Source organism: Haloarcula sp. H-hyl2 (genome assembly GCF_056934385.1).
In genome coordinates, this window is sequence record NZ_JBRIIJ010000003.1 from 206,057 (window position 1) to 226,590 (window position 20,534).

General features: G+C 65.7%; 19 protein-coding genes. 9 read left to right on the forward strand and 10 right to left on the reverse strand.

What is annotated here, in order from left to right; genetic code table 11:
• The first annotated feature begins 130 nt into the window (after positions 1–130).
• Together glpR and Hhyl2_RS18310 are read left to right on the forward strand one after the other, a co-directional pair.
• A complete protein-coding gene (gene glpR, locus Hhyl2_RS18305; RefSeq protein WP_483552236.1) occupies positions 131–895 on the forward strand; it encodes an HTH-type transcriptional regulator GlpR in 765 nt (254 codons plus the stop codon).
• 148 nt (positions 896–1,043) lie between these two features.
• Positions 1,044–1,850: a class I fructose-bisphosphate aldolase gene (locus tag Hhyl2_RS18310; RefSeq protein WP_483552237.1), complete on the forward strand. Its 807-nt coding sequence runs from the start codon at positions 1,044–1,046 to the stop codon at positions 1,848–1,850.
• A 652-nt stretch (positions 1,851–2,502) separates the two neighbouring features.
• On the opposite strand, the gene Hhyl2_RS18315 is transcribed toward Hhyl2_RS18310, so the two are convergent.
• From Hhyl2_RS18315 to Hhyl2_RS18340, 6 genes are all read right to left on the reverse strand, one after another.
• Positions 2,503–3,120 (reverse strand): class I SAM-dependent methyltransferase, encoded by a 618-nt coding sequence (locus Hhyl2_RS18315; protein WP_483552238.1) that lies wholly within the window; start codon positions 3,118–3,120, stop codon positions 2,503–2,505.
• Between the two features lie 48 nt (positions 3,121–3,168).
• Positions 3,169–4,035, reverse strand: coding sequence for a universal stress protein (locus Hhyl2_RS18320; RefSeq protein WP_483552239.1), 867 nt, complete (start codon positions 4,033–4,035; stop codon positions 3,169–3,171).
• 77 nt (positions 4,036–4,112) lie between these two features.
• Positions 4,113–4,685: a hypothetical protein gene (locus Hhyl2_RS18325; protein WP_483552240.1), complete on the reverse strand. Its 573-nt coding sequence runs from the start codon at positions 4,683–4,685 to the stop codon at positions 4,113–4,115.
• An 83-nt stretch (positions 4,686–4,768) separates the two neighbouring features.
• Positions 4,769–5,638: an ABC transporter permease gene (locus Hhyl2_RS18330; RefSeq protein ID WP_483552241.1), complete on the reverse strand. Its 870-nt coding sequence runs from the start codon at positions 5,636–5,638 to the stop codon at positions 4,769–4,771.
• Entirely contained in the window at positions 5,635–6,702 is a 1,068-nt protein-coding gene (locus Hhyl2_RS18335; RefSeq protein ID WP_483552242.1) for an ABC transporter ATP-binding protein, read from the reverse strand. Before Hhyl2_RS18335 ends, Hhyl2_RS18330 begins: the two co-directional genes overlap by 4 nt.
• Positions 6,703–6,801: 99 nt before the next feature.
• Positions 6,802–8,049 carry an antibiotic ABC transporter permease gene (locus tag Hhyl2_RS18340; RefSeq protein ID WP_483552243.1) on the reverse strand — a complete coding sequence of 416 codons (1,248 nt, stop codon included), beginning with the start codon at positions 8,047–8,049 and terminating at the stop codon, positions 6,802–6,804.
• Between the two features lie 209 nt (positions 8,050–8,258).
• Between Hhyl2_RS18340 and Hhyl2_RS18345 the strand changes: the two genes are divergently transcribed.
• Positions 8,259–9,551 carry a carboxylate--amine ligase gene (locus Hhyl2_RS18345; RefSeq protein ID WP_483552244.1) on the forward strand — a complete coding sequence of 431 codons (1,293 nt, stop codon included), beginning with the start codon at positions 8,259–8,261 and terminating at the stop codon, positions 9,549–9,551.
• Between the two features lie 23 nt (positions 9,552–9,574).
• Here the strand turns inward: Hhyl2_RS18345 and Hhyl2_RS18350 are convergent, their stop codons facing one another.
• Entirely contained in the window at positions 9,575–10,783 is a 1,209-nt protein-coding gene (locus Hhyl2_RS18350) for an FAD-dependent oxidoreductase (protein ID WP_483552245.1), read from the reverse strand.
• Between the two features lie 84 nt (positions 10,784–10,867).
• Between Hhyl2_RS18350 and Hhyl2_RS18355 the strand changes: the two genes are divergently transcribed.
• The 4 genes from Hhyl2_RS18355 to Hhyl2_RS18370 all read left to right on the forward strand — a co-directional run bounded on the left by Hhyl2_RS18355 (position 10,868) and on the right by Hhyl2_RS18370 (position 14,943).
• Complete coding sequence (locus tag Hhyl2_RS18355) at positions 10,868–11,524, forward strand: helix-turn-helix domain-containing protein (protein ID WP_483552246.1); 657 nt, start codon at positions 10,868–10,870, stop codon at positions 11,522–11,524.
• Between the two features lie 152 nt (positions 11,525–11,676).
• A complete protein-coding gene (locus tag Hhyl2_RS18360; RefSeq protein ID WP_483552247.1) occupies positions 11,677–12,507 on the forward strand; it encodes a hypothetical protein in 831 nt (276 codons plus the stop codon).
• 2 nt (positions 12,508–12,509) lie between these two features.
• Positions 12,510–12,815 carry a DUF8156 family protein gene (locus Hhyl2_RS18365; protein ID WP_483552248.1) on the forward strand — a complete coding sequence of 102 codons (306 nt, stop codon included), beginning with the start codon at positions 12,510–12,512 and terminating at the stop codon, positions 12,813–12,815.
• Complete coding sequence (locus Hhyl2_RS18370; protein WP_483552249.1) at positions 12,799–14,943, forward strand: type B DNA-directed DNA polymerase; 2,145 nt, start codon at positions 12,799–12,801, stop codon at positions 14,941–14,943. The genes Hhyl2_RS18365 and Hhyl2_RS18370 overlap by 17 nt, the downstream gene beginning before the upstream one ends.
• 3 nt (positions 14,944–14,946) lie before the next feature.
• Here the strand turns inward: Hhyl2_RS18370 and Hhyl2_RS18375 are convergent, their stop codons facing one another.
• Positions 14,947–15,057: a type II toxin-antitoxin system HicB family antitoxin gene (locus Hhyl2_RS18375; RefSeq protein ID WP_483552250.1), complete on the reverse strand. Its 111-nt coding sequence runs from the start codon at positions 15,055–15,057 to the stop codon at positions 14,947–14,949.
• A 506-nt stretch (positions 15,058–15,563) separates the two neighbouring features.
• Between Hhyl2_RS18375 and Hhyl2_RS18380 the strand changes: the two genes are divergently transcribed.
• The gene (locus Hhyl2_RS18380) at positions 15,564–15,947 is read left to right on the forward strand and encodes a gamma-glutamylcyclotransferase family protein (RefSeq protein WP_483552251.1); all 384 of its coding nucleotides are present in this window, start codon (positions 15,564–15,566) and stop codon (positions 15,945–15,947) included.
• Between the two features lie 222 nt (positions 15,948–16,169).
• Here Hhyl2_RS18380 and Hhyl2_RS18385 read toward each other — a convergent pair whose 3' ends face one another.
• Positions 16,170–19,292: a PAS domain S-box protein gene (locus tag Hhyl2_RS18385; RefSeq protein ID WP_483552252.1), complete on the reverse strand. Its 3,123-nt coding sequence runs from the start codon at positions 19,290–19,292 to the stop codon at positions 16,170–16,172.
• Positions 19,293–19,571: 279 nt separating this feature from the next.
• Here Hhyl2_RS18385 and Hhyl2_RS18390 point away from each other — a divergent pair, with 279 nt between their 5' ends.
• Positions 19,572–19,859, forward strand: a complete 288-nt coding sequence (locus Hhyl2_RS18390; protein WP_483552253.1) for a DUF7344 domain-containing protein — start codon at positions 19,572–19,574, stop codon at positions 19,857–19,859.
• Positions 19,860–20,024: 165 nt separating this feature from the next.
• On the opposite strand, the gene Hhyl2_RS18395 is transcribed toward Hhyl2_RS18390, so the two are convergent.
• Entirely contained in the window at positions 20,025–20,255 is a 231-nt protein-coding gene (locus tag Hhyl2_RS18395) for a HalOD1 output domain-containing protein (protein WP_483552254.1), read from the reverse strand.
• Positions 20,256–20,534: the final 279 nt, after the last annotated feature.

Below are 20,534 nucleotides of genomic sequence, written 5' to 3' on the forward strand. Positions count from 1 at the left end.
CGCCTTCCCGGGTCCCGTCTCTGTGGCGGTGCGAGTCTGCATACAGTACAGACTGGCTCCCGACATCACATAAAAGCACGCCGCAGTCGGGAGCCAATAGTTATGACAGTGAAGCTGGAAGACTAGGGGGATGCTGCCCGAAGAACGCAAACAGGAACTCGTCCGGTACATCGAGGACCACGACGGCGCTTCGGTGAGTGAACTGGCCGAGGAGCTGACCGTCTCCGAGTCCACCATCCGGCGGGACCTCAAAGAGCTGAACCAGGACGGGCTGATCCGGCGGTCTCACGGCGGCGCGTTACCGGCACAGAACGTCGCCAGCGAGTCGTCGTTCGCACAGCGGAGCGTCCAGAACCTCGACGCCAAACGAGCCATCGCAGAACGCGCCGTCCGCGAGGTATCGGACGGCGACGTCGTCTTCTTCGACTCGGGGACCACCGTGCTGGAGGTGGCGAAGGCAGTGCGCACGGACGGCTCGTTCACCGCCGTGACGAACTCCATCGAACTGGGGCTGGAGCTCGGCACCGAGGACGGCCGTCTCAAGGTCACCGGGGGCAACCAGCGCAACAAGTCCCGGTCGCTGGTCGGCCCCGTCGGCGAGCGGTTCCTGGAGACCCACCACTTCGATCTGTTGTTGCTCGGGACCAACTCCATCGACTTCGAGGCGGGACTCTCGACACCCAACGAGCAAGAGGGCCGCATGAAACGGCTCATGGTCGAACAGTCCGAGCGGGTCGTTCTCCTCGCCGACGGGTCGAAGTTCGGCCGGCGGAGCTACGTGAAGTTCGCGGATCTGAGCGACGTCGATACGATACTCACCGAGACGCGGCTCTCCGAGGAGCAACGGTCCCAGTTCCGCGACCGCGGTGTCGAGGTCGTCGACGCCTTGCGCTGACGGGCCAGCCCGTCACCCCCTCTCAATGTCACCTGCTCACGAACCACAACTAACATACTCCTGCGGCAACAATTCCGAGTTGAGGTCAATGAGCGACAACTATCCCATTCGGCAGTCCTGCCGGCCGATTCGTGCGAGGCCATAACCGATGAGCGAGTTCGACCTCCTCGACACTGCGTCGGGGAACGCGGTGGTCGTCGCGCTCGATCACGGCATCGCGAAAGGTGCCCTCCAGGGGTTCGAAGATCCCCGCCACACGCTCCAGTTGGTTCTCGACGGCAGACCGGACGCTATCATCGCGCGTGCCCCCTTCGTCCAGCGGTTCGAGGACCTGCTGGCCGACACGCCAACCGATATCGTCCTCGCGCCGGACGTCCTGACGTTCTCGACGCTGCCGGCGCAGGACGACGGGGACGACATGTGGACCGGGGCCTACAGTGCGGAGTTCATCCGCGAGTTCGACCCGGCCGGCGTGAAGGTCGTCCTGAACTTCGGCCGTGCGAGCCGCGACCGGCACCGCGAGAACATCGAGTACATCGTCCATCTCTACGAGCAACTCCAGAACACGGACATCGCCCTCGTCGTGGAACCGGTCATGTGGGGGAGTCACGTCCCCGACGGACTCAGCACCGACCCCGATAGCCTCGCCGACTGTGCGCGCATCGGCTGGGAACTGGGTGCCGACATCCTGAAGCTCTCGTATCCGGGCGACGAGACGGCCTTCGCCGAGATCGTCGATCGAACGCCGGTCCCGACGATGATATTGGGCGGCCCGGCGACGACTCCGGAGGCGACGCTACAGGACGTCGAGGCCGCCATGGACGCCGGCGCCCGTGGTGTCATGATCGGGCGGTCCATCTGGCAGACTGGCGACCCCGCTGGGATGGTCGACGCGATGAAACAGATCGTCCACGACGGCCGTAGTGCCGATTCTGTCGCCCCGATCACGCCATAGCCGACGGACATCTCGAGTATTCGACTGCCTCGTCGGATTCTCCGATTCGATACTGCTGGAAGTGGCCGCATACTTTCATGCTCAGATCCCGTCCGCCAGCGACCGGGCCGATTATTTCTGCGCATTCTTCCGTGGATCAAGACCGGGTGGCGCAGTTCCTCCGGACAGGGACCCACAGTTCGGCAGCGTTTCACAGAGATAATCAGTGGTGGGCAGCCTGTTGCATGGTTCACTCGATAAACGACAAATTAATATCAAGATCGCTCGAAGGAATCTGTCCTCCGGCGTTCCCCGTGCCAGAGTGGAACCACCACGGGGCCTGTCGCCCGATCTGCTCCCACTCCAGTGGGTCACCCGGCTGCCTGCGACTAAAATAACAGATGTACGGTTGGTAGCAACGACACTCGCTCCACAGGACACGCTCTCTGAAACGGCGGTTCCAAAGTCAAAAATGGATAGTTAGACAGGGCCAGTACCCCGATATGGGTAGAAAAACCATTCTATGCCGATACGATGACATATTATGAATTCGATACCGAAAGTTTCTGATTATGTGGCCGAAATCCGGCCCATTAAATATATCTTAGCCGATAATAGATGTACGAACTCTCTAAGTACCACTGTATAGTGATAGAGTGAGAATACAGGCCACTCAAAGACTCCTGAACACACGAATCGTATCTCTGGCAGTCGGTTCCCGGATCAACTGTGCGAATCCGTGGTTCGAGAATATCTCCTTCCAGTTCCGGTGGTAGAGCGGGAACTCGTCGTTCACGTAACTCACCGCGGTCTCGCCCCGCCCTCGCTGGGGACTGTTACCCTCGTTCTCCGCGGTGACCAGGATGTCGCCGGTGATTCGAGCGACCGCCTCGAACACCCACGTGTCCTCCGGATGGATATGCTGGAGCGTCTCGACGGTGTAGACCACGTCGAACTCGTCGGTCTCGAACTCCTCGACCAGATCCTCGATGGCACCCACGTGGAAGGTCCCGCGCTCGGCGAGTGCCGGATAGGTGTCCGCCATCACGTCGAAGGCGTCCTCGTTGATGTCGACGCCGGTCAGGTTCTCGTAGCCGGCGTCGCGGAGCTGGGCGAGGTGGCGGCCGGAGCCACAGCCGATCTCTAAGATGGCCGCGTCGTCGGTCACGTAGTGGTCGAGGACGTCCGTGAGTGTCTCGCTGACCTCGTTGGGGCCGATATCGGCGTAGTAATCCGGCGAGTACTTCCCGGACCGTTCGGCCCAGTCGCGACGAACGTCGTCGGGGTCCATACGGGCTCGAACGGGGGTCCGGAGTAAATGTCTCACGGCATCGCGTCGTCAGTCGACGTGTCTGGTCGCGATGACCGGGACCTCGCTCAGCCTGACCACGCGTTCGGTGACGCTCCCGAGGATGTACCGGTCCAGTCCCGTCCGACCCCGTGTCCCCATCACGATGCAGTCGACGTCGTTCTCGTCGACGTAGTCGAGGATGGCACGATGTGTCGATCCGCTGGAGAGGGACGCCTCGATGGTCTCGACGTCGGCTTCCCTGGCTCGTGTGACCACGTCGGCGATGGCCTCCTGGCCCGCCGCCTCAAGCGCGGACAGTACCATCCCGACGTCGACGTCGCCCCAGACTGCGCCGGTGTCGACGACGTTCAGGACGTGCAGCGCCGCGCCGGTCTCGCTGGCCAGGGCGATGGCGTGGTCGGCTGCCGCCCCTGCCGCTTCGCTCCCGTCTGTCGGCACGAGAATCCCCTCTGGATCCGCCTCGACGACGGTCTCCTCGTGGACCGTCATCACTGGTATCGGTGATTCACGGAGCGTCTGCTCGGCCACGCTGCCCAGGACGAACCGGTCCAGCCCCGTCCGTCCGTAGGTCCCCATCACGATCAGATCCACTGCCTGCTCCTGGGCGGCGGTGATGATCCCCTCGTGGATGCTGTTCGTTCCCTCGACGATACCGGTTGTCACCTCGACGCCGGCGCCCTCCGCTCGCTCGGCTATCGTGGCAACCGCCTCCTCGCCGTGGTGTGTCAGGTCGTCGGCGTCGACGTCCTCGACGCCTGGGGGGAGTTCGCCCAGTTCGAGGACGTGGATCGCGTGCAGTCGCGCGTCGAAGCGCTTCGCGACGGCGATAGCCGCCGTTGCGGCGCTCTCGGCCACCTCGCTGCCGTCCGTCGGGACGAGGATGCTGTCGTACATTGTATTTCCAAGTGACACTACTCGCTCGACTGGCCTAAATCCGCCCCCCGAGTCTCGTCTCCTGGGACCGCTCCGCCTCACTCGTTCAGAAGGACCCTGAGGCCGCCGATCAGGAGCCTGTCGAGCGCTTCGACTGCGAGGCCGTAGGCCAGGAAGAAGCCCACCATCGTGACGAAATCGGCCATCGAGACGAGGTAGAAGTCCATCGTCGGCACCGCCCGGATCATCGTCAGCAGGGTCCCGACGGCCCGCTCGATGGTCCAGGCCGCGACGGCCATCCCCACGGCGACCGTCGTCAGGTACAGCGGTACCCTGACCGCCACCGGGAGCCGCGCCCTGTCCCCGAGCGTTCTGTCGTCCACTCGCCGCTCATCCAGCGATCGCTCGCGAGTCGCCGCCTGCTGTCTGCGTATCTGGTCGACGACGGTCACCACGAAGACGAACCAGACGAACAACTGCATCGCCGTCTCGATCACGCCCGCGGAGACGCCCGGGATCGTACTCGTCACGGTCACGACGAGCGTCGGCGTCGTGAACTGCACCAGCGCGTACAGCAACAGGAGGTTCAACAGCGCCTTCACTGGACCGTATGCCGGGAACGCCGGCCGTTTGCGAGCACCTCGCTCCGGTACCCCGTCGTACACACCCATGCTAGAGCTACGCTGGCGGGCTATATGAACCCGTACGGTGGCCGCACCGACTCGCGTCCCGCCCGCTCGGGTCGCGCCGGCGTTCACGCCACGCTCGAACTACTCGCCCGCGCCATCAGTGTCACCGCGATGGCCCCGAAAACTACGTTCAGGCTGGCGAGCACGCCCAGTGCGGGGACGAGGGTGTTCCAGACGCCGCCGAAGCCGCCCACCGAGAGGACGGTCAGCACGTCCTTGCCCAGGACGATAGCTCGGACGGCGTCGATACCGTAGGTGACCGGATTGAACGTCGCGAGCAGTTCGATGTCGCCGGACATCGGGACGAAGGCCGGCGAGAGGAACAGCAGCGGGAACATGAACAGCATCGAGGCGGCGTTGACGACCTCCTCGTCGCGAGCGACCATGCCGACGATGTTGGCGATAGCCATGAACAGCAGGCCGACAAGCAGGCAGACGAGGACGACGCCGACGGCGCCGGCGAGGCCGGTCTCGATGCTCGCGCCCAGGACGACTGCCAGCCCGAGTACGAGCCCGAGCTGGACGACGATGCGCAGCAGTTCCGAGGCGGCCTTCCCGGTGAAGACGGCTGTCCAGCTCATCGGCGTCACGACGGTCTTCTCGAACATGCCACTCTCCAGGTCGTCGACCAGCCCGATGCCGGCGGTGAACGACGACCCCATCGTGACCTGCATGAGGACGGCGGGTAGCAGGAAGGTGACGTAGTCGACGTCGCCGTAGCCGGCACGCTGGATGGCGACTTCACCGATGTCGCCGAAGACAGCGGTGAACAGCAACAGCGACAACAGCCCCACGACGATCTCCAGCAGGAACGCCGTCGGGTTCCGGAGCGCCTTGCGGTTCCAGCGCTCGACGTTGACCCGGAGGTCGCCGAGGAAGGAGTTCGAGGCCGACCGGTGTCGGTCCGGGGCCGAACCATCCGGTGGCGTACTCATCCCTCCACCTCCGGTGTCTGGATTGCGCTGTCGAGGGCGGCAGTTCCCTCGTCGGCAATAGCGAGGAAGACGTCGTCCAGCGTCGCTTCCTCGATGTCGAAGCCGGAGACCTCGACGCCGGCCGCATCGAGCGCGAGCAAGAGGTCGGTCCCACACTCGGTGGCTCGCCGGGTCGTGACACGGATGCCGTCGTCGGTCGTCTCGACGCTCGCCGCGGCCTCGAAGCAGTCGCAGGTCCGCGCGACGTCGGCGGCGGTCTCGACGGCCTCGGCCCCGCCGGCGACGGAGACGGCGAGGCGCTGGCCACCGACGCGATGTTTGAGTTCGTCCGGCGACCCCTCCTCGACGATGGTGCCGTCCCGGATGACCGCCAGACGGTCACAGAGAGCGTCTGCCTCTTCGAGGTACTGGGTGGTCAGGAAGACGGTCGTACCGGCGTCGTTGATCCGCTGGAAGTAGTCCCACAGGTCGTTGCGGGCCTTGGGGTCCAGTCCGGTCGTCGGTTCGTCCAGAAAGACCAGTTGCGGGTCGTGGACCAGGGCCGTCGCCGCGTCCAGTCGCTTCTTCATGCCGCCGGAGTAGTTGCCAGCGGGCGTGTCGGCGACGTCGGCCAGGTCCACGAGGTCGAGCAGTTCCTCGATACGGTCGGTCTGCCTGCTCCGCGGGACGCCGTAGGCGCCACAGGCGAACTGGAGGTTCTCGCGAGCGGTCAGTTCCTCGTCGACGCTGGTCTCCTGTGCCATGTAGCCGATGGTCTCCCTGGCGGCGTCCCGGTCGGCGGTCACGTCGTGGCCGTTGATCTCGACGCGCCCGCCGGTCGGGTGCAACAGCGTCGCCAGGATCTTGATCGTGGTCGTCTTCCCGGCGCCGTTCGGGCCAAGGAACCCGAAGAACTCCCCGCGGGGGATCGACAGCGAGATGCCGTCGACCGCTCGGGTCCCGTCGCCGTAGACGAGCGAGAGGTCGTCGACGAGGACCGAGGGGTCCCCTGCTGCCGGTCGTTCTGTCGGTTCTCTGTGGCCGTTCACGTCCTCGTCGTCGGTCGTCGGTCCTGCGTCGTGCATGTCGATGTACCAGTACGAGGCGGGCCGACCAGCGAATAGATTCTGTGGGGTATAGGAGTCGGGTTTATAAGCCGGCGGGGAACGGCACCGACGCCAGCCTCACTCCGCCGTCGCCGCGAGGTACTCGCTCATCGCGAAACTCAGCCAGGCCTGGCACCAGCGCATCAGCGTCACCCGGCGCGTGAAGTACCGTTCCTTCCGGAAGTAGTACCGACCGTCACCGGCGGTCAGGTTCCCGAAGACCCACTGGAGGGCGCGCCGTGCCCGTTCGAGATCCCCGTCGTACGTGAACACGAGCGCACACTGCGTGCTGGCGTGGATGTCCCGCGGGTAGGCCTGCCGTTCGTCGAAGTTCGGGGCACCGTCGGGTTCCAGGAGGTCGCGCCTGAAGAACGCCAGCGCGTCCGTCAGCGTCTCCGCGTAGCGGTCCGATCCAGTTACTGCCTGGTACCGCTGGAAACTCTCGACGATGAACCCGTTGTGGTGGGTGTCCATCGAGAGGTGTGACGCCTCCGGCGGGTCGCGGTACTTCCAGCCCCCGCGGTCGGTCTGGAGGTCTGCGATGTGGTCGAGCAGCGCTTCGGCACGGCGGCGGTGACTCGTGTCGCCGAAGTACGCGTACAGGTCCAGAAACAGCCGTGCTCCCATCGCGCCGGCGTTGATGGTGTAGTAGTCCTGGGGATGTTTGGTGTGGTAGTCGACGACGGCGCCACGACCGTTCTCCGGTGGCTCGTAGTTCAGGTCCTCCGTGACGAATCGGCCCGCGTCTTCGACGACGGCGGCGTAGCGGTCGTCGAAGTCGGCGGCCCGCAACAGTGCCTTCACGCCGAAGGAGGTGTTGATGATGTCGGGTTCTCCGGGGTCCCCGCGCCCGTCGAGATGCTGGATCGGGTGTGGGTAGCCGGCGCAATAGCCACTGTAACCCTCGATACGGTTCTCGACGAGCCAGTCCGCCAGCCGGCGTGCCTCGTCCTCGTAGTCCGTCTCGTCCGGGGCGCTACCGAGGCTGGCGACCGTCTGGTTCGCCATCGCGAACAGCGCCGCTCCCTGGTAGTTCCGCCGCTGTCTGACCCCCAGGAGCGGTCTGATATTTATCGGACTCCGTTTGGCCAGTTCCTGGAACCCGATGTTGATCCACTTGTGATCGACCGGGAGCGCCTCCCGGAGGCGACAGTGCATGCCGTCCCCGTAATCCCAGCCCGTGTACTCGCGCTCACGGGCGTACCGCAGTGTCGCGGCCAGTCGGTCCGTGACCGCGTCGTCGTGACGATCCGCTCGGGAGTGGGCTGTGTCCTGCTTCGTATCGAATGCGGATAGTGGCAGCATCGTCTCGCGCTGATAGCGCATCCTGCCCGGGTTCGTATTGGTATATGCCGTCTACCTGTCGAGACCCGTCCCGTAATTCCGGCGCGCAGGCTCCCGAGCAGCTACCACGCCACCCGACGATCTCTCCAGATCTGCGGTCGGACCGCCACGATCGTCCTCTGTCGAGTCACGGTGTGGCTACCGTCGATAGGCGCCGTATATTGAAACGCTCGACAGCGGAATGGGTGTGCATGACACCTGGTCGCGGGGGGAACGCGGCGCTGATTCCGACGGGGCCCCAGCTCAAGAGCTACGGCGTCATTCGGTCGCTCCACCGCCACGGGATCGAGACAGTCGTCGCCTCTCACCAGCCCGATCTCCCACACTTCGACTCTAGATACTGCTCCGAACAGGTCCAGCTCTCCGCGGGACCAGCCGATCTCGCAGGCTACCGGGACGCACTGCTGTCGGTCGCCAGCCGTCCCGACATCGTCACTGCCTACCCCGTCCGGGAATGTGACGCCTTCGTCTTCGCGAAGTACCGATCCGACTTCCAGGAGCACCTCTCGCTGGTGACGCCGGATCTCGAAACACTCCAGCGGGCACACGACCGGTACGCGCTCGCAGAGCGGGCCGACGAAGTCGGCGTCCCGTACCCGGAGACACGGCTGCTGTCCGAGGTCGAGACGTGGGACAGGCCGGTCGTCGTCAAGTCACGGTACAACGTGCTTACCGACACGTATGACCCTGCTTATCCAAGCAATACACTCGAAGAGGTCAAACGGGTGTCGCTGCTGGAACCCGGCGAGCGGCCGGACGTCGGGGCTCTCCAGCGAGCGATGGGCCACGACCCCATCGTCCAGACGTTCGTCCCTCAGCGGGACAAACACCTCTACTGTGCGCTGTGGGAACACGGCGAACCGGTAGCGACCTACCAGCACCGCCAGATCCGCCAGAACGCCTGGGTCGGTGGCGGCGGCGTCTACCGGACGTCGGCGTACTCGCAGGCTGTCGAGGAGAACGCCGACAGACTGCTCAGCGCGCTGGACTGGCACGGTTTCGCCTGTCTCGAGTTCCTCCAGCACGCCGAGACCGGCGAGTGGACCTGCATCGAGATCAATCCACGGGTCTGGCAGTCACTCCCGGAAGCGGTTCGTGCCGGTGTGGACTTCCCATACTTCTACTGGCTCTGTGCCACCGACCGGTGTCACCTGATCGAGAACGAGTACGAACTCGGGCAGTCCTGTCACATCGCCTACGGCGAACTGTCCCACCTCCGGAGCATCCTCCGCGACGACTCCCCGTTCGTCGAGCGACCGTCGTTCCTCGGGACGGCACTCGCTATCGTCTGGAGTTCGATCCGGCACCCCCGGTTCGACTACGTTCGACTGGACGACCCACGGTTTCTCCTGAGCGCCTGTGGGCAGTTCCTCTCGCAAGGTGTCACGCCGAGCAGAGAGTACGACGCCGGTTCCGACCAGGAGACCACCGACGATGCTGCTGCCACTGTCGACGAGTCCACCGTCGAGCGCCGCACAGGGTGACCGCTGCCGTTCGGCCCCGTTCGTCAGCCCGGGAGCGAGGTTCCGGCAGCCTGTCGGCGCCGGAGCCACCGGACCAGTGGGTCCGGGAGCGTCCCGATGGCGGCGTTACGGAGCCGACAGCCCAGCGTGGACTGGACCGTCCCGAGGCGGCCGAGACGCCGTGACTCCCCACGCACACGGTCGGCCCGCGGCTTCCGTTCAGCCTCGTACCGGCGGACCGCCGTCGCCGGGTCGTCGGTCGCGATAGCGTCGGCCAGCGCCAGACCGTCTTCGATGGCCTGTGCGGCGCCCTGTCCGGCGAACGGAAGCATCGCGTGTGCGGCGTCCCCGGCCAGGACGGTCCGGCCACGCCACCAGGTCTCCAGTGCCGGGAGGTCTTCGAGGTCCGTGACGACCACGTCGGCGGGGTCGAGTCCGTCGAGCAGCGCGGGGATCGGGTCCGGGTAGTCTGCCAGGTGCGCGCGGAGGGCGCGCTCGACCGCCGCCGGGGACGCGTCGTCGTCGGTGAGTCGTTCGGGAGCCGTCGCGAACCAGTAGAAGCGGTCGTCGCTGATCGGCGACCCGCCCGTATACGCGCCGTCACCCCAGACCTCGAAGCCCTGGCTCCGGTACGAGTCCGGGACGTCCAGCGAGACGAGCGCGCGGTAGGCAACCCCGTCGAGCGTCCGGGGCTCGACCCCCGGCGCGACGGCATCACGGACCGTCGAGTGGATGCCGTCGGCGCCGACCAGGACGTCCGGTTCGACGACGGTCCCATCGTCGAACCGCGCCCGCGGCGGGTCGGTGGTCGGCACGGCGACACAGTCCATGTCCGTCCGGACCCCGGTGGTCAGTTCGTCCAGCAGGATTCCCTGCAGGTCCGCGCGGTGGATCGCGACGAAGCCGTAGCCGAACTCGCTGCGCTCGACGGCGTCGAGGTCGAACCGCGTCATGAACGCGCCGTCGAGCGACCGGAGACCACCGCCGTCGAGTGCGACGCCGGCCTCGCAGACCCGCTCGGCGATACCGAGGTGGTCGAACACGAGCATGGCGTTGGTCTGGAGGAGGATGCCCGCGCCCACCGGCCGGTACTCGCTGGCTGCCTCGTAGACCGTCGGCGAGATGCCGCGTTGCTCCAGTGCGAGCGCCGTCGTCAGCCCACAGATTCCGCCGCCGACGATAGCGACGTCCGGGCCGGCGCCGGTGTCTCTGTCCGCTCCGTTGTGACCGTCCGAGGGGAGATCCGTCGGCATACGCCGATCTACGCCGGCGTCCCGGAACGCGCTTGCGTGGGTCATCCACGCGTCTTTAAGTCGTCCGGTCGGATTGGTCGTCGTATGCGGTACCTGACGGTCCGGGTGTCGCCCGCCGACGGCGGCGGCTTCCACCCGCTTGGCGAACGTCTGACCGACGCGCCGTCGATTCGCCGGGAGGCGATCCACCACGTGGAACTGCTCGACGACGGGACGGTGCTGACACTCGCCGAAGGGAGCGGCGACCGCGAGCGCTACGAGGAGATCATGGCGGCCGCACCGACTGTCCTGGACTACATGGTCTCCGGCGAGACGCGCTGGATGGCCGTCAGCCGGTTCGAACCGACCGACCCAGTCCGGGAGATACTGGCCTGGCGCGAGGAGGCCGACGCCGTCATCGAGACGCCAATCCAGTTCGGCGCCGACGGCTCCCAGCGGGTCACCGTACTGGGCGACGATGCGGCCTTCGAGACGTTGTTCCGGACCGCGACGACGCTCGACTCGTTCGACATCGAAGTACTGGCGACCGGCGAGTACGACCCAGACACCGAGCGGTTCACACGCTCGCTGACGGCCCGCCAGGAGGAGGTTCTCGCCGCCGCCGTCGACGTCGGGTACTACAGCGCACCCCGCGAGGCGACCCAGGCCGACGTCGCTGAGACGGTCGGTCTGGCGCCCTCGACTGTCGGTACTCACCTCCGGAAGATCGAGGAGCGCGTGTTCGAGACGATCACGCGCTGACGCGACTCGTTTCCGGAACCGCTCCCGGAAACGGTCGTCGTTGTCGGGGGAACCGCCGGACGTGACGGCTTCTGGCCCGCCTTCCTCTCCCGACCCGGAACTCCGGAAGCGACACGCCGCGGCTTATCGGCACTGCAGCCGTCGTCTCGTGTATGCCAGACCACTCCCCGACCCCGGTTCGCGGCGCAGATCGGAACCGCCCGCTCGTCGAGGACCCGCCCGAGACGCTCGTCCCCGACCTGGCGCGTGGCATCACGCTGCTGGATGTCGACGGCGGACGCGGCGTCCCCGTCGTCCAGTCGCTCGTCCTCGACCATCTCCTGTCGGCGCCCGGCCCGGCCGTCTGGGTCGACGCCGACGGCTACGCGACGACGACCTCGCTCGCCCGCCTTGCGCCGAGCCAGCGGCTCCTCGACCGGATCCACGTCGCTCGCGGGTTCACCGCGTCCCAGCACTACGCGGCGGTCCGTGACCTCTCCGACGCGGTCCCGGACTCGCGGCCGCCGTCGCTGGTCGTCTGTCCCGCGCTGGACGCTCGCTACCGTGCGGCCGACGCGTTCGCCGACGACCGGGCGGCGACGCTCCAGGCCCGCACGCTCGCTCGGCTGGCTGCCGCCCCAGACGAGTGGGACTGTCCCGTCCTACTGACCCGCACCCGCGAGGACGCCTTCTCCGAGCCACTCGCGACCGCGGCCGACCACCGTCTCCGCTGTGAACAGACCGAGATGGGCCCGCGTTTCGTCGGCGACGAGTTCGAGACGCGGTGCTACCCCGTCGGTCACGGCGACTACCAGACCACCTTCGCGTACTGGCGGCGGCTGCTGGCCGCGCGGGCAGAACGTGCTGGTACCCACCCGGCTCCCGCCGCGCCCGAACCGAGCGACGTGGACGGTGTCGGCACCGGCGTCACCGCCGACGGGACGACCGACGCGATGCGCGCGGCGCCGCTACGGGACGCGCTCGCCGGCGCCGGAGGGTGGTAGCGATGGGGCGTACTAACCCGACGTTCCGGGACGCACTGCGCGCCATCGAGAACCGCTGGGGCGATTTCCGGCGGGCGCTGCGCCGGCGCGACCAGTCGCGCTTCGACCGGCTGTTCACCTACGCCCGCGAGCACGCCGACGCCGCCGGCCTGCTGAACCACCAGACGCCCTTCCTACCGGTCCTGTTCAGCATCGACCTCGAACAGGCGGCCCGGCTCGACGACCACGAGGAGCGTCTCGACGACCTGGAAGCCGCCGTCGAGCGCGGTGGGGAAGGAGACGCCGGGGACGATGCCGTTCACGATTGACTTCCTGGACGACGGCCGGGTGCTGGAGTGGACGTCGACGGCCGACGGCGCCACGGTGACCGAGCGGTCGGGGTACACCCCGCGGTTCTCCGTCGCGCCCCGCTCGGCCGGCGCCGATCTGTCCGACCTGCGAGCGGTCTACGACCGCCATCCCGACGTGGTCGGGACCGAGCGCGTCCGGCGCCGTCCTGGCTTCCGGCGTGAGCTGGAATCCGTCCTGGCCGTCGACGTCTACCACGTCGACCAGCTCACGCCGCTCGCCAGATTGGCCCGGCAGACCGACGCCGCTCCGGTCGGCGACGTGGCCTGTTTCGACGTGGACTTCTCCCGGGCGTTCCGCTACTGTCTGGAGACCGGCACCGATCCGACGCCGGCGGCGCCGCTCTCGACGCTGCGCCTCGGCGTGCCGGTGCCCGAGACGGCCGGCGAGACCTACGGTGAACTGGCCGTCGACGGCGAGACGGTGAGCGGCTGTCCCGCCGATATCGTCACTGCCGTCCAGCGGGCTGTCGACGAGCAGGACCCGGACGTCCTGGTCTGTTCGACGGGCGATATCGTTCCGACGCTGCACGAGATGGCCGCCGACGCTGGCGTATCGTTCTCGCTGAGTCGCTGGCCCGGCGTGGACTTCCAGCAACTGGCCGGCCGCTCGACCTACGCCAGTTACGGTCGCGTCGGTCACTCGCCGGCCCGCTACAACGTCCCCGGTCGCGCCATCGTCGACGAGTCGAACACGTTCTTCTACGACGAGACGAACCTCGCCGGGATGGTCGATCTGGTCTCGCGCTCGTGGAAACCGTTGCAGGAACTGGCCTGGGCCTCTATCGGGAACGTCCTGACCGCCATCCAGATTCGCGAGGCTCGCGACCGCGGGGTACTGGTGCCCTGGAACGCCTGGCGCCACGAATTTTTCAAACCCGCCGGGACGCTCCACGACGCCGACCGTGGCGGGTTCGTCTTCGCGCCCGAGGTCGGCGTCCACGAGGACGTTCACGAACTCGACTTCGCGAGCCTCTACCCGAACATCATCTGTACGCGGAACGTCTCGCCCGACGTCGTCCGCTGTGACTGCCACAGCGACCGCGCTGACGTTCCCGAACTCGGGTACCCCATCTGCGACGAGCGTGGCTACCTCGTCGACGTCCTCCAGCCACTCGTCGACGCACGCGACGACATCAAAGCGGAGATCCGCCGCGAGCGAGCACGCGAGGCACCCGACGAGGACCGACTGGCCGCGCTCGACGGCCGATCGAGCGCGCTGAAGTGGATCCTCGTCGCCTGTTTCGGCTATCAGGGGTTCTCGAACGCCAAGCTCGGTCGCATCGAGTGCCACGAAGCCATCAACGCCTTCGCCCGTGAGATCCTCCTGACCGCGAAAGCGCGCCTCGAAGCCGGTGGCTGGCGCGTCGTCCACGGTATCGTCGACTCGATCTGGGTGACGCCCGACCCAGCGGCCGACGACCGCGTCGCGCTCGACACGCTCGCGGCCGACATCTCCGACGCTGTCGACGTTCGGCTCGAACACGAGGACCGCTACGACTGGGTCGCGTTCGTTCCCCAGCGGGACGGCGATGCCGGCGCGCTGACGAAGTACTTCGGGAAGGTCGCCGACGCCGACGAGTACAAGATACGCGGCATCGCGAGTCGTCAGCGGTCGACCGCGCCGTTCGTGGCGTCGGTCCAGCGCGAGTGTATCGAACGGGTCGACGCCGCACGGGCGGCCGACGCCGTCCTCGACCACCTCGACCGCGCTCGCGCGCGACTCCACGCCGGCGACGTCCCGGTCGAGCAGCTGGTCGAGCGGACTCGCGTCTCGAAGCCGCTCGATGGGTACACGCAGCGCACGCGGACCGTCGCAGCCATGGAGCGTGCCCGCGACCAGGGCATCGATGTCCACCCCGGCCAGGATGTCACGTACGTCGTCGTCGACGACGCGACGGCCTCGCGCGAGCGGGTAGCGCTCGCCCACGAGACTATCGACAGCTACGACGCCGGCTACTACGAGACGAAACTCGTCCGCGCGGCCGAGAGCGTCCTCGCACCGCTGGGCTGGGACCGAACCGACATCGAACGCCACCTCGCCGAGACACGTGACCTGACGCTGTCGGCGTTCACGGACGGCCGGTAGTACTCAGGTCGTGACTCCAGTTTCGACGTCGGTGATGACCCAGTCGTCACCCTCGCGCCACATCCGGATCTCGTCTTCGTGGTCGGAATCGCCTTCGCGGGTCGAACTGGCCATCTGGGACAGTATTGCTCGGTCAGAGCGATAAACGGGCGGCGCTATCGTGGGCCGGAGTACTGTTCGATCACCGAAACTACCGTTCAGATGGAGTCGAGCACGATCTTGCGGTCTATCCAACCCGGCGAGTCGCTACTCGACCGTTCGTCCCTCGGCTCGATAGACAACCGATCCGGTATCGAACCAGCAGTCGCGGAAATGCCAGGCTCCGCCGTCCCACGCGGCGGAGACGGGCATCGAGCGCCTCGACTGACCCGCACACAGCCCGCCAGTCGGTCCCGGCACTGGAGAATTCTGTGAGCGCGGGTGTGTATCTTGTGGCCGAGATCGGTTGCTGCTCGCCGGTCGGTGTTCGGAGGCCGAGTGGCCCGCCGAACAGACTGATGTGATCGTACGGCTATCGACTGCTAGTATAGCTATACTACATGGGTATACGGTATGGCTATATCTTTTTCGCAGACCGATACGACCCTCGAACTCTTGCTCCCCCGCGACAGACAGCCGGTATGGACGTGTTCGTGTACGGGACGCTCACAGATCCTGACACGGCCGCCGGGTTACTCGACCAGTTCGAGTACCGAGGGACAGCGACGGTCCGGGGACTGCGGCGCGTCGACGGTCGCTACCCGACACTGGTCCCCGGTGGGACCGTCGACGGCCGCCTCCTGTCGACACCGGAGCAGGACGCGCTCGACGCCTACGAGGGCGTCGACAGGGGACTCTACTACCGGTGTACGATTCCGAGGGCGGCGGCGGGAAGCGTCGATTGCTACGTCGGTGACCCAGAGAAGTTGGGTGTCGATGTCGAGTGGCCAGGTGAGGGGGAGTTCACGGACCGTGTCGACGCCTACGTTCGAACGAACGGCGTCGTTGTCAGCATCGACAGCTGAGTTCTTCTGGGGGACCCCTCCCACTGTCACGACTCCCGACGGTTTCACCGCTCGATATCGTCCGGTGGTTTTTGACGTGGGGACTGGTAGCAGGTAGTGGGACGAACCCCTTGACTGCCGTTTCCTCGGCGGCAGTGGGCTACGATGTCCCCGCGGCGGACCAAAGACGACCCGTGGTGGCGGGTTGGTGGTGCCCTCGCGACTCCTTTCGGTCGACGCCCACTACTCGAAGCGATGTCGCTCGCTGCGCCCGTCGGTGAGCAGTTCCTCGAAGACGGACCGCTCTGCTTTCCGGAGATGTTGATGGAACGTGGGCGGGGAGATATCGAGCAGATCGGCGACGTCCTCGCCAGTCGCTTCTCGCGGCCATTCGAAGAACCCGGCGTGGAGCGCCGAATTCAGGGCCATCCGCTGTCGGTCGGTGAGGGCGGCCGTGAGATCGGGTCGGTCGGGCGTGTCGTTCTCCCGGATCGTCAACTGCCGGCGCTTGACGAGGTCCGCGTCGGGATAGGTCTCCATCACTGTCTCTATCACGTGATGGAGGTCGGCACTGGGCGAGAGGTGCACCGTCAAGTGGTAGTCACCCGCCGCGATACGTGCCTCCTCGACGGCGCCGCCGAGTGCTGCGATCGCCGAGAGGACCGGCGGACTGGTCACGAACAGTTCGAAGTCGACCTCGTCATCGACGGTTCGGACGTTGACCTCCTCGTAGAAGGGAATCGTCTCGACGAGTCGCTCGACGGTCTCGATGCCGGCCGGCGTCGTGGTCCCGAAGATGAGATACCGCCCTTCTTTCAACGGGACCGTGTGTTCGAGTTCGATCGGTTCTTCGGGCGCACCCTCGATACCGAGCGACGCGTAGACGTCCTCGATCCTGAACTCCAGTTCGACGACCTCGTCGCTCAGCAGTGCCCGTTTCCGCTCGGTGGCTGCGATGGCGTGCCCGATGATCTCCCCCAGTTGCGCGATCACGGTCCGTTCGTCGCCTTCGAACGCTCTCGGTCGTTCGGCGTAGACGTTCAGGATGCCGTAGACGGTGTCCTCGTGGACGATGGGGATCGCGGCGGACGACCGGAAGCCGTACTCCTCGATCCGGTCACGCCAGGGGTCGTATCGGTCGTCATTGTCGATATCCTGGGTGGTCTGGATCTCTCCGTGCCGGAGCGCGCGTCCGGTCGCCCCGGCGCTGCGCTCGTCGTCCGGATCGACGGAGATGGTGATGTCGTCGAGATAGCCCTCGACACCTGCTTCGGTCCTGAGCGACAGGGTCTGCGTGTCAGGGTCGACGTCCCCGATCCAGGCGAACAGATACGAGTCGGCCGCGGCGAGATGTTCACAGGCGACCGCCTCGATCTCCTCACGCGTCGACTGGTCCATGACGGCCTCCGAGACCCGCTGGACCACTTCGTTGATGTTGTTGAGCGCTGCGAGTTGCTCCCGCTGGCGGACCAGTTCCTGTTCGTGGTCGCGCCTGTCGATCGCCGTCGCGATGATGTTCGCTACCGACTGGACGAAGGTCACGTCGTGTGGCTCGAACTCCTCCGGTGCGGTGTCGTGGGTCCCGAGGATCCCCCAGGGATCGGTGGTCGGGCCGATGAGGACGCTGATACCGCTTCGAACGTCGTGGTCTGTCAGTAGCGCCGGGCCGCTGAACCGCTCCTCGGTGGTGAGATCGGTGACCGTGACCGGTTCGTCGGTATCGAGCGTGTAGGCTGCCTGCGAGTTGGCCTCGACGGCCGATACCGTCGCCGACCCGACGATGCCGTCGTCCCAGCCGGTTCCCTCCCGGAGGTGCAGTTCGTCGCGCTCCCGATCCAGATCCAGCACCTTACAGTAGTCGTTGTCGAGCGTCTCCGCGACAGCGGCTGTGGCATCGGCCATCAACTCGTCGAGGTCGTGCTTCCCCAGGGCGCGCTGGCCCAGTCGTGCCACGACCTCCTGTTGGTGCATCCGATCCTGCAGGAGCTGCTCACGCTGTTTCCGATCGGAGATGTCCCGCTGGACCGCGACGAACCGGTCGATGGTTCCGTCCTCGTCGGTGACCGGTGCGATGGTCTGTTCCGCGTGATAGCGCGTCCCGTCCGCACGCTCGTCGACGATCTCTTCCTCCCAGACGTCTCCCTCCGAGATGGTCTCCCACAGCGCCCGGTAGTACGAGGGGTCGTGGTGGCCCGAACTGAGGATCGCCGGTGTTTCCCCGACAGCTTCGGGGGCCGTGTACCCGGTCATCTCCTCGAAAGCGGAGTTGACGTAGGTGATCGTCCCGTCCGTGTCAGTCATGTAGATTGCGTGTCCGGACGCCTCGATCGCTCGCTCGAACCGTCTGAGTTCCTGCTCGCGTTGTCTGCGTACGGTCACGTCACGAGTATAGACCACGATACCACCGACGTCCGGGTCGTCCAGGAGGTTCCGGCCGTGGACTTCCAGGACGACCCAGTCGCCGTCGGCGTGTCTGAACCGGAACTCCATCCGGGGCTCGTAGTTCTGGTCGGCGACCATCCGGGAGAACGCTGTCATCGCCTCGTCCCTGTCGTCGGGGTGGATGTACTCGAAGCCGACCTCGCCGACCAGGTCCTCGGGCTCGTATCCCAGAACCTTCGAGACCGACGCCGTGACGAGCTGGAAGGTCCCGTCCTCGCTGAGGACCGCGTTGACGTCTTTCGACTCCTCGAAGAGCGTCTCGTACTGGGCGAGTTCCTGTTCGCGTCGCTTGCGTTCGGTGTCGGTGATGTCGTAGTACAGTTCGACCCGCCCACCGGCGTAGGCGCCGCTCTCGATCGGTTTGCTCCGGTGTTCGAGCCAGCGCTCTGCCCTGTCCGGTCCCGGCGTCACGTGGCACTCGAACTGTTCGGGGCCGGCGTCGTCCGAATAGGTGTCCAGTACGGTTTCGGTGAAGGAGGCCGACTGCTCGACGACCTGGGAGAGCGAATCCGCCACGAGCGTGGGCTTGTCCCGACCGAGGATCGACGACCGGTCGACGCCGAAGTACCGTTCGATAGCGTCGTTCGCCCACGCGACGGTGCGTTCCTCGTCGAGGACCAGCATCCCGACATCGACGGTGTCCAGCACGTCGTATATCAGAGATGTCGCTGCTCCGGACAGGGCGGGTTGGGTCTGGGGCTCCGGCGGTCGTGAGGGGTTTGGACGCCACCATACACGCGCGCTCGCGCCGACCTTCTTCGTGGCCAGCTGATCCGCCTCCACCAATCGTTCGAGCCGTTCGTACGTGCTCCGTCGCCCGAGATCCAGTGTCTCTGCCACCTCCGTTGTCGTCCGGGGCGTCCCCGACCTATCGAAGACGGCCAGTGTCTCCCACAGTACGTCAGTGAGTGAAGGTGTCCCCATCGACTGTGATACTGTCACGCACGGTAATAAGCCTCCGCCGACGGAGGCAATAACTCGTTACAATGTGGTATGTATCCCGGTAGTTCCGGAGGATTCCATCGATAGCGACGCGCAAGCACGAATCTCGACTCGGTGCCGCTGCGTGTGTGACCGACCTAATCAGTTCTAGAAACCGCTTACCCCCGCATAGGTCGTCCCGTATAGTACGTCCATACAGGACACGATGTGATCGCACCCATGTCGAAAGCACCATACGATACCGCAGTTCCGACTGATTGGATGGATAGCATCCCCAAAGCCGACCGTCACAGGCTGTTGGCGGTCGACCGGCGACGGACAGTGCTGCGCATCCTCAGTCGTCGAGCGCTCCCGCTCGATCTCGAACAGCTGGCCACTGCCGTCGCAACACGGGAACTGGAGACGGACACGCCCTCCGACGCTGCCGTCGAACGAATCTCTATCTCGCTGCATCACTGTCACCTGCCACTGCTGACTGCCAATTCGCTCGTCGAGTACGACGGGGACACACAGCGAGTGACCGTCTGCAAGAACCACAGTAGCCGTTGAAAATCACTGCACACCCGCTCGCACGACGGTAGTGCGCTCGGTGTATCCATCGTTTCAATTGGTACTATCGGCCGTCCCACCACGGCGGCGTCGTATTCGGTCTCGATACTGACGCGGGTCTCACATCGTTACCGTCGACCAACGACAGTTGTTCTCAAGCGGGAGCTACGGCGTCTTCGGGTCGACGTCCACCGACCCTGTGCTGTCGACGGTGACCCAGTGGTCCTCGACTGTGAATCTGAGAACCCACTGGCTACTGTCGTGATTGTCGAGGGCCGCAAGCGCGTTCGTGTCGACGTAGTCGTACAGCGGGTTCGGCAGTTCCAGTGGGTCGAGACCCTTCGCCCTCGCTATCGCCTCGACGACCTCGACGATTATCGACTCGTCACCGGGCATCGAATGGACGTATAACTGCCAGCCGGATACGGTTTCGACCGAAACAGTTAGGTTGTCTGACAGAGGGTAACGTAGCAGTCCGGAGATGTCTTCCGTGAGACCGAATTCCGACACCGGACCGGAGGGCTCGATTCCTCCGGTCGGCTACGGTACTCCCTATGAACTGTCCTCGCGAGATACCGACTCATCTCTCCCGTCTCACCCACGGCTACAGGTCACTGACCACCATCACGATTCGTCGCCGCTGTCTCGATGTAGACGACCCGATCGGACGGGAAC

Coding starts and splice junctions, on each gene's coding strand:
- glpR (WP_483552236.1), top strand. CDS start 131: ATGCTGCCCGAAGAACGCAAACAGGAACTCGTCCGGTACATCGAGGAC.
- Hhyl2_RS18310 (WP_483552237.1), top strand. CDS start 1,044: ATGAGCGAGTTCGACCTCCTCGACACTGCGTCGGGGAACGCGGTGGTC.
- Hhyl2_RS18315 (WP_483552238.1), bottom strand. CDS start 3,120: ATGGACCCCGACGACGTTCGTCGCGACTGGGCCGAACGGTCCGGGAAG.
- Hhyl2_RS18320 (WP_483552239.1), bottom strand. CDS start 4,035: ATGTACGACAGCATCCTCGTCCCGACGGACGGCAGCGAGGTGGCCGAG.
- Hhyl2_RS18325 (WP_483552240.1), bottom strand. CDS start 4,685: ATGGGTGTGTACGACGGGGTACCGGAGCGAGGTGCTCGCAAACGGCCG.
- Hhyl2_RS18330 (WP_483552241.1), bottom strand. CDS start 5,638: ATGAGTACGCCACCGGATGGTTCGGCCCCGGACCGACACCGGTCGGCC.
- Hhyl2_RS18335 (WP_483552242.1), bottom strand. CDS start 6,702: ATGCACGACGCAGGACCGACGACCGACGACGAGGACGTGAACGGCCAC.
- Hhyl2_RS18340 (WP_483552243.1), bottom strand. CDS start 8,049: ATGCGCTATCAGCGCGAGACGATGCTGCCACTATCCGCATTCGATACG.
- Hhyl2_RS18345 (WP_483552244.1), top strand. CDS start 8,259: ATGACACCTGGTCGCGGGGGGAACGCGGCGCTGATTCCGACGGGGCCC.
- Hhyl2_RS18350 (WP_483552245.1), bottom strand. CDS start 10,783: ATGCCGACGGATCTCCCCTCGGACGGTCACAACGGAGCGGACAGAGAC.
- Hhyl2_RS18355 (WP_483552246.1), top strand. CDS start 10,868: ATGCGGTACCTGACGGTCCGGGTGTCGCCCGCCGACGGCGGCGGCTTC.
- Hhyl2_RS18360 (WP_483552247.1), top strand. CDS start 11,677: ATGCCAGACCACTCCCCGACCCCGGTTCGCGGCGCAGATCGGAACCGC.
- Hhyl2_RS18365 (WP_483552248.1), top strand. CDS start 12,510: ATGGGGCGTACTAACCCGACGTTCCGGGACGCACTGCGCGCCATCGAG.
- Hhyl2_RS18370 (WP_483552249.1), top strand. CDS start 12,799: ATGCCGTTCACGATTGACTTCCTGGACGACGGCCGGGTGCTGGAGTGG.
- Hhyl2_RS18375 (WP_483552250.1), bottom strand. CDS start 15,057: ATGGCCAGTTCGACCCGCGAAGGCGATTCCGACCACGAAGACGAGATC.
- Hhyl2_RS18380 (WP_483552251.1), top strand. CDS start 15,564: ATGGACGTGTTCGTGTACGGGACGCTCACAGATCCTGACACGGCCGCC.
- Hhyl2_RS18385 (WP_483552252.1), bottom strand. CDS start 19,292: ATGGGGACACCTTCACTCACTGACGTACTGTGGGAGACACTGGCCGTC.
- Hhyl2_RS18390 (WP_483552253.1), top strand. CDS start 19,572: ATGGATAGCATCCCCAAAGCCGACCGTCACAGGCTGTTGGCGGTCGAC.
- Hhyl2_RS18395 (WP_483552254.1), bottom strand. CDS start 20,255: ATGCCCGGTGACGAGTCGATAATCGTCGAGGTCGTCGAGGCGATAGCG.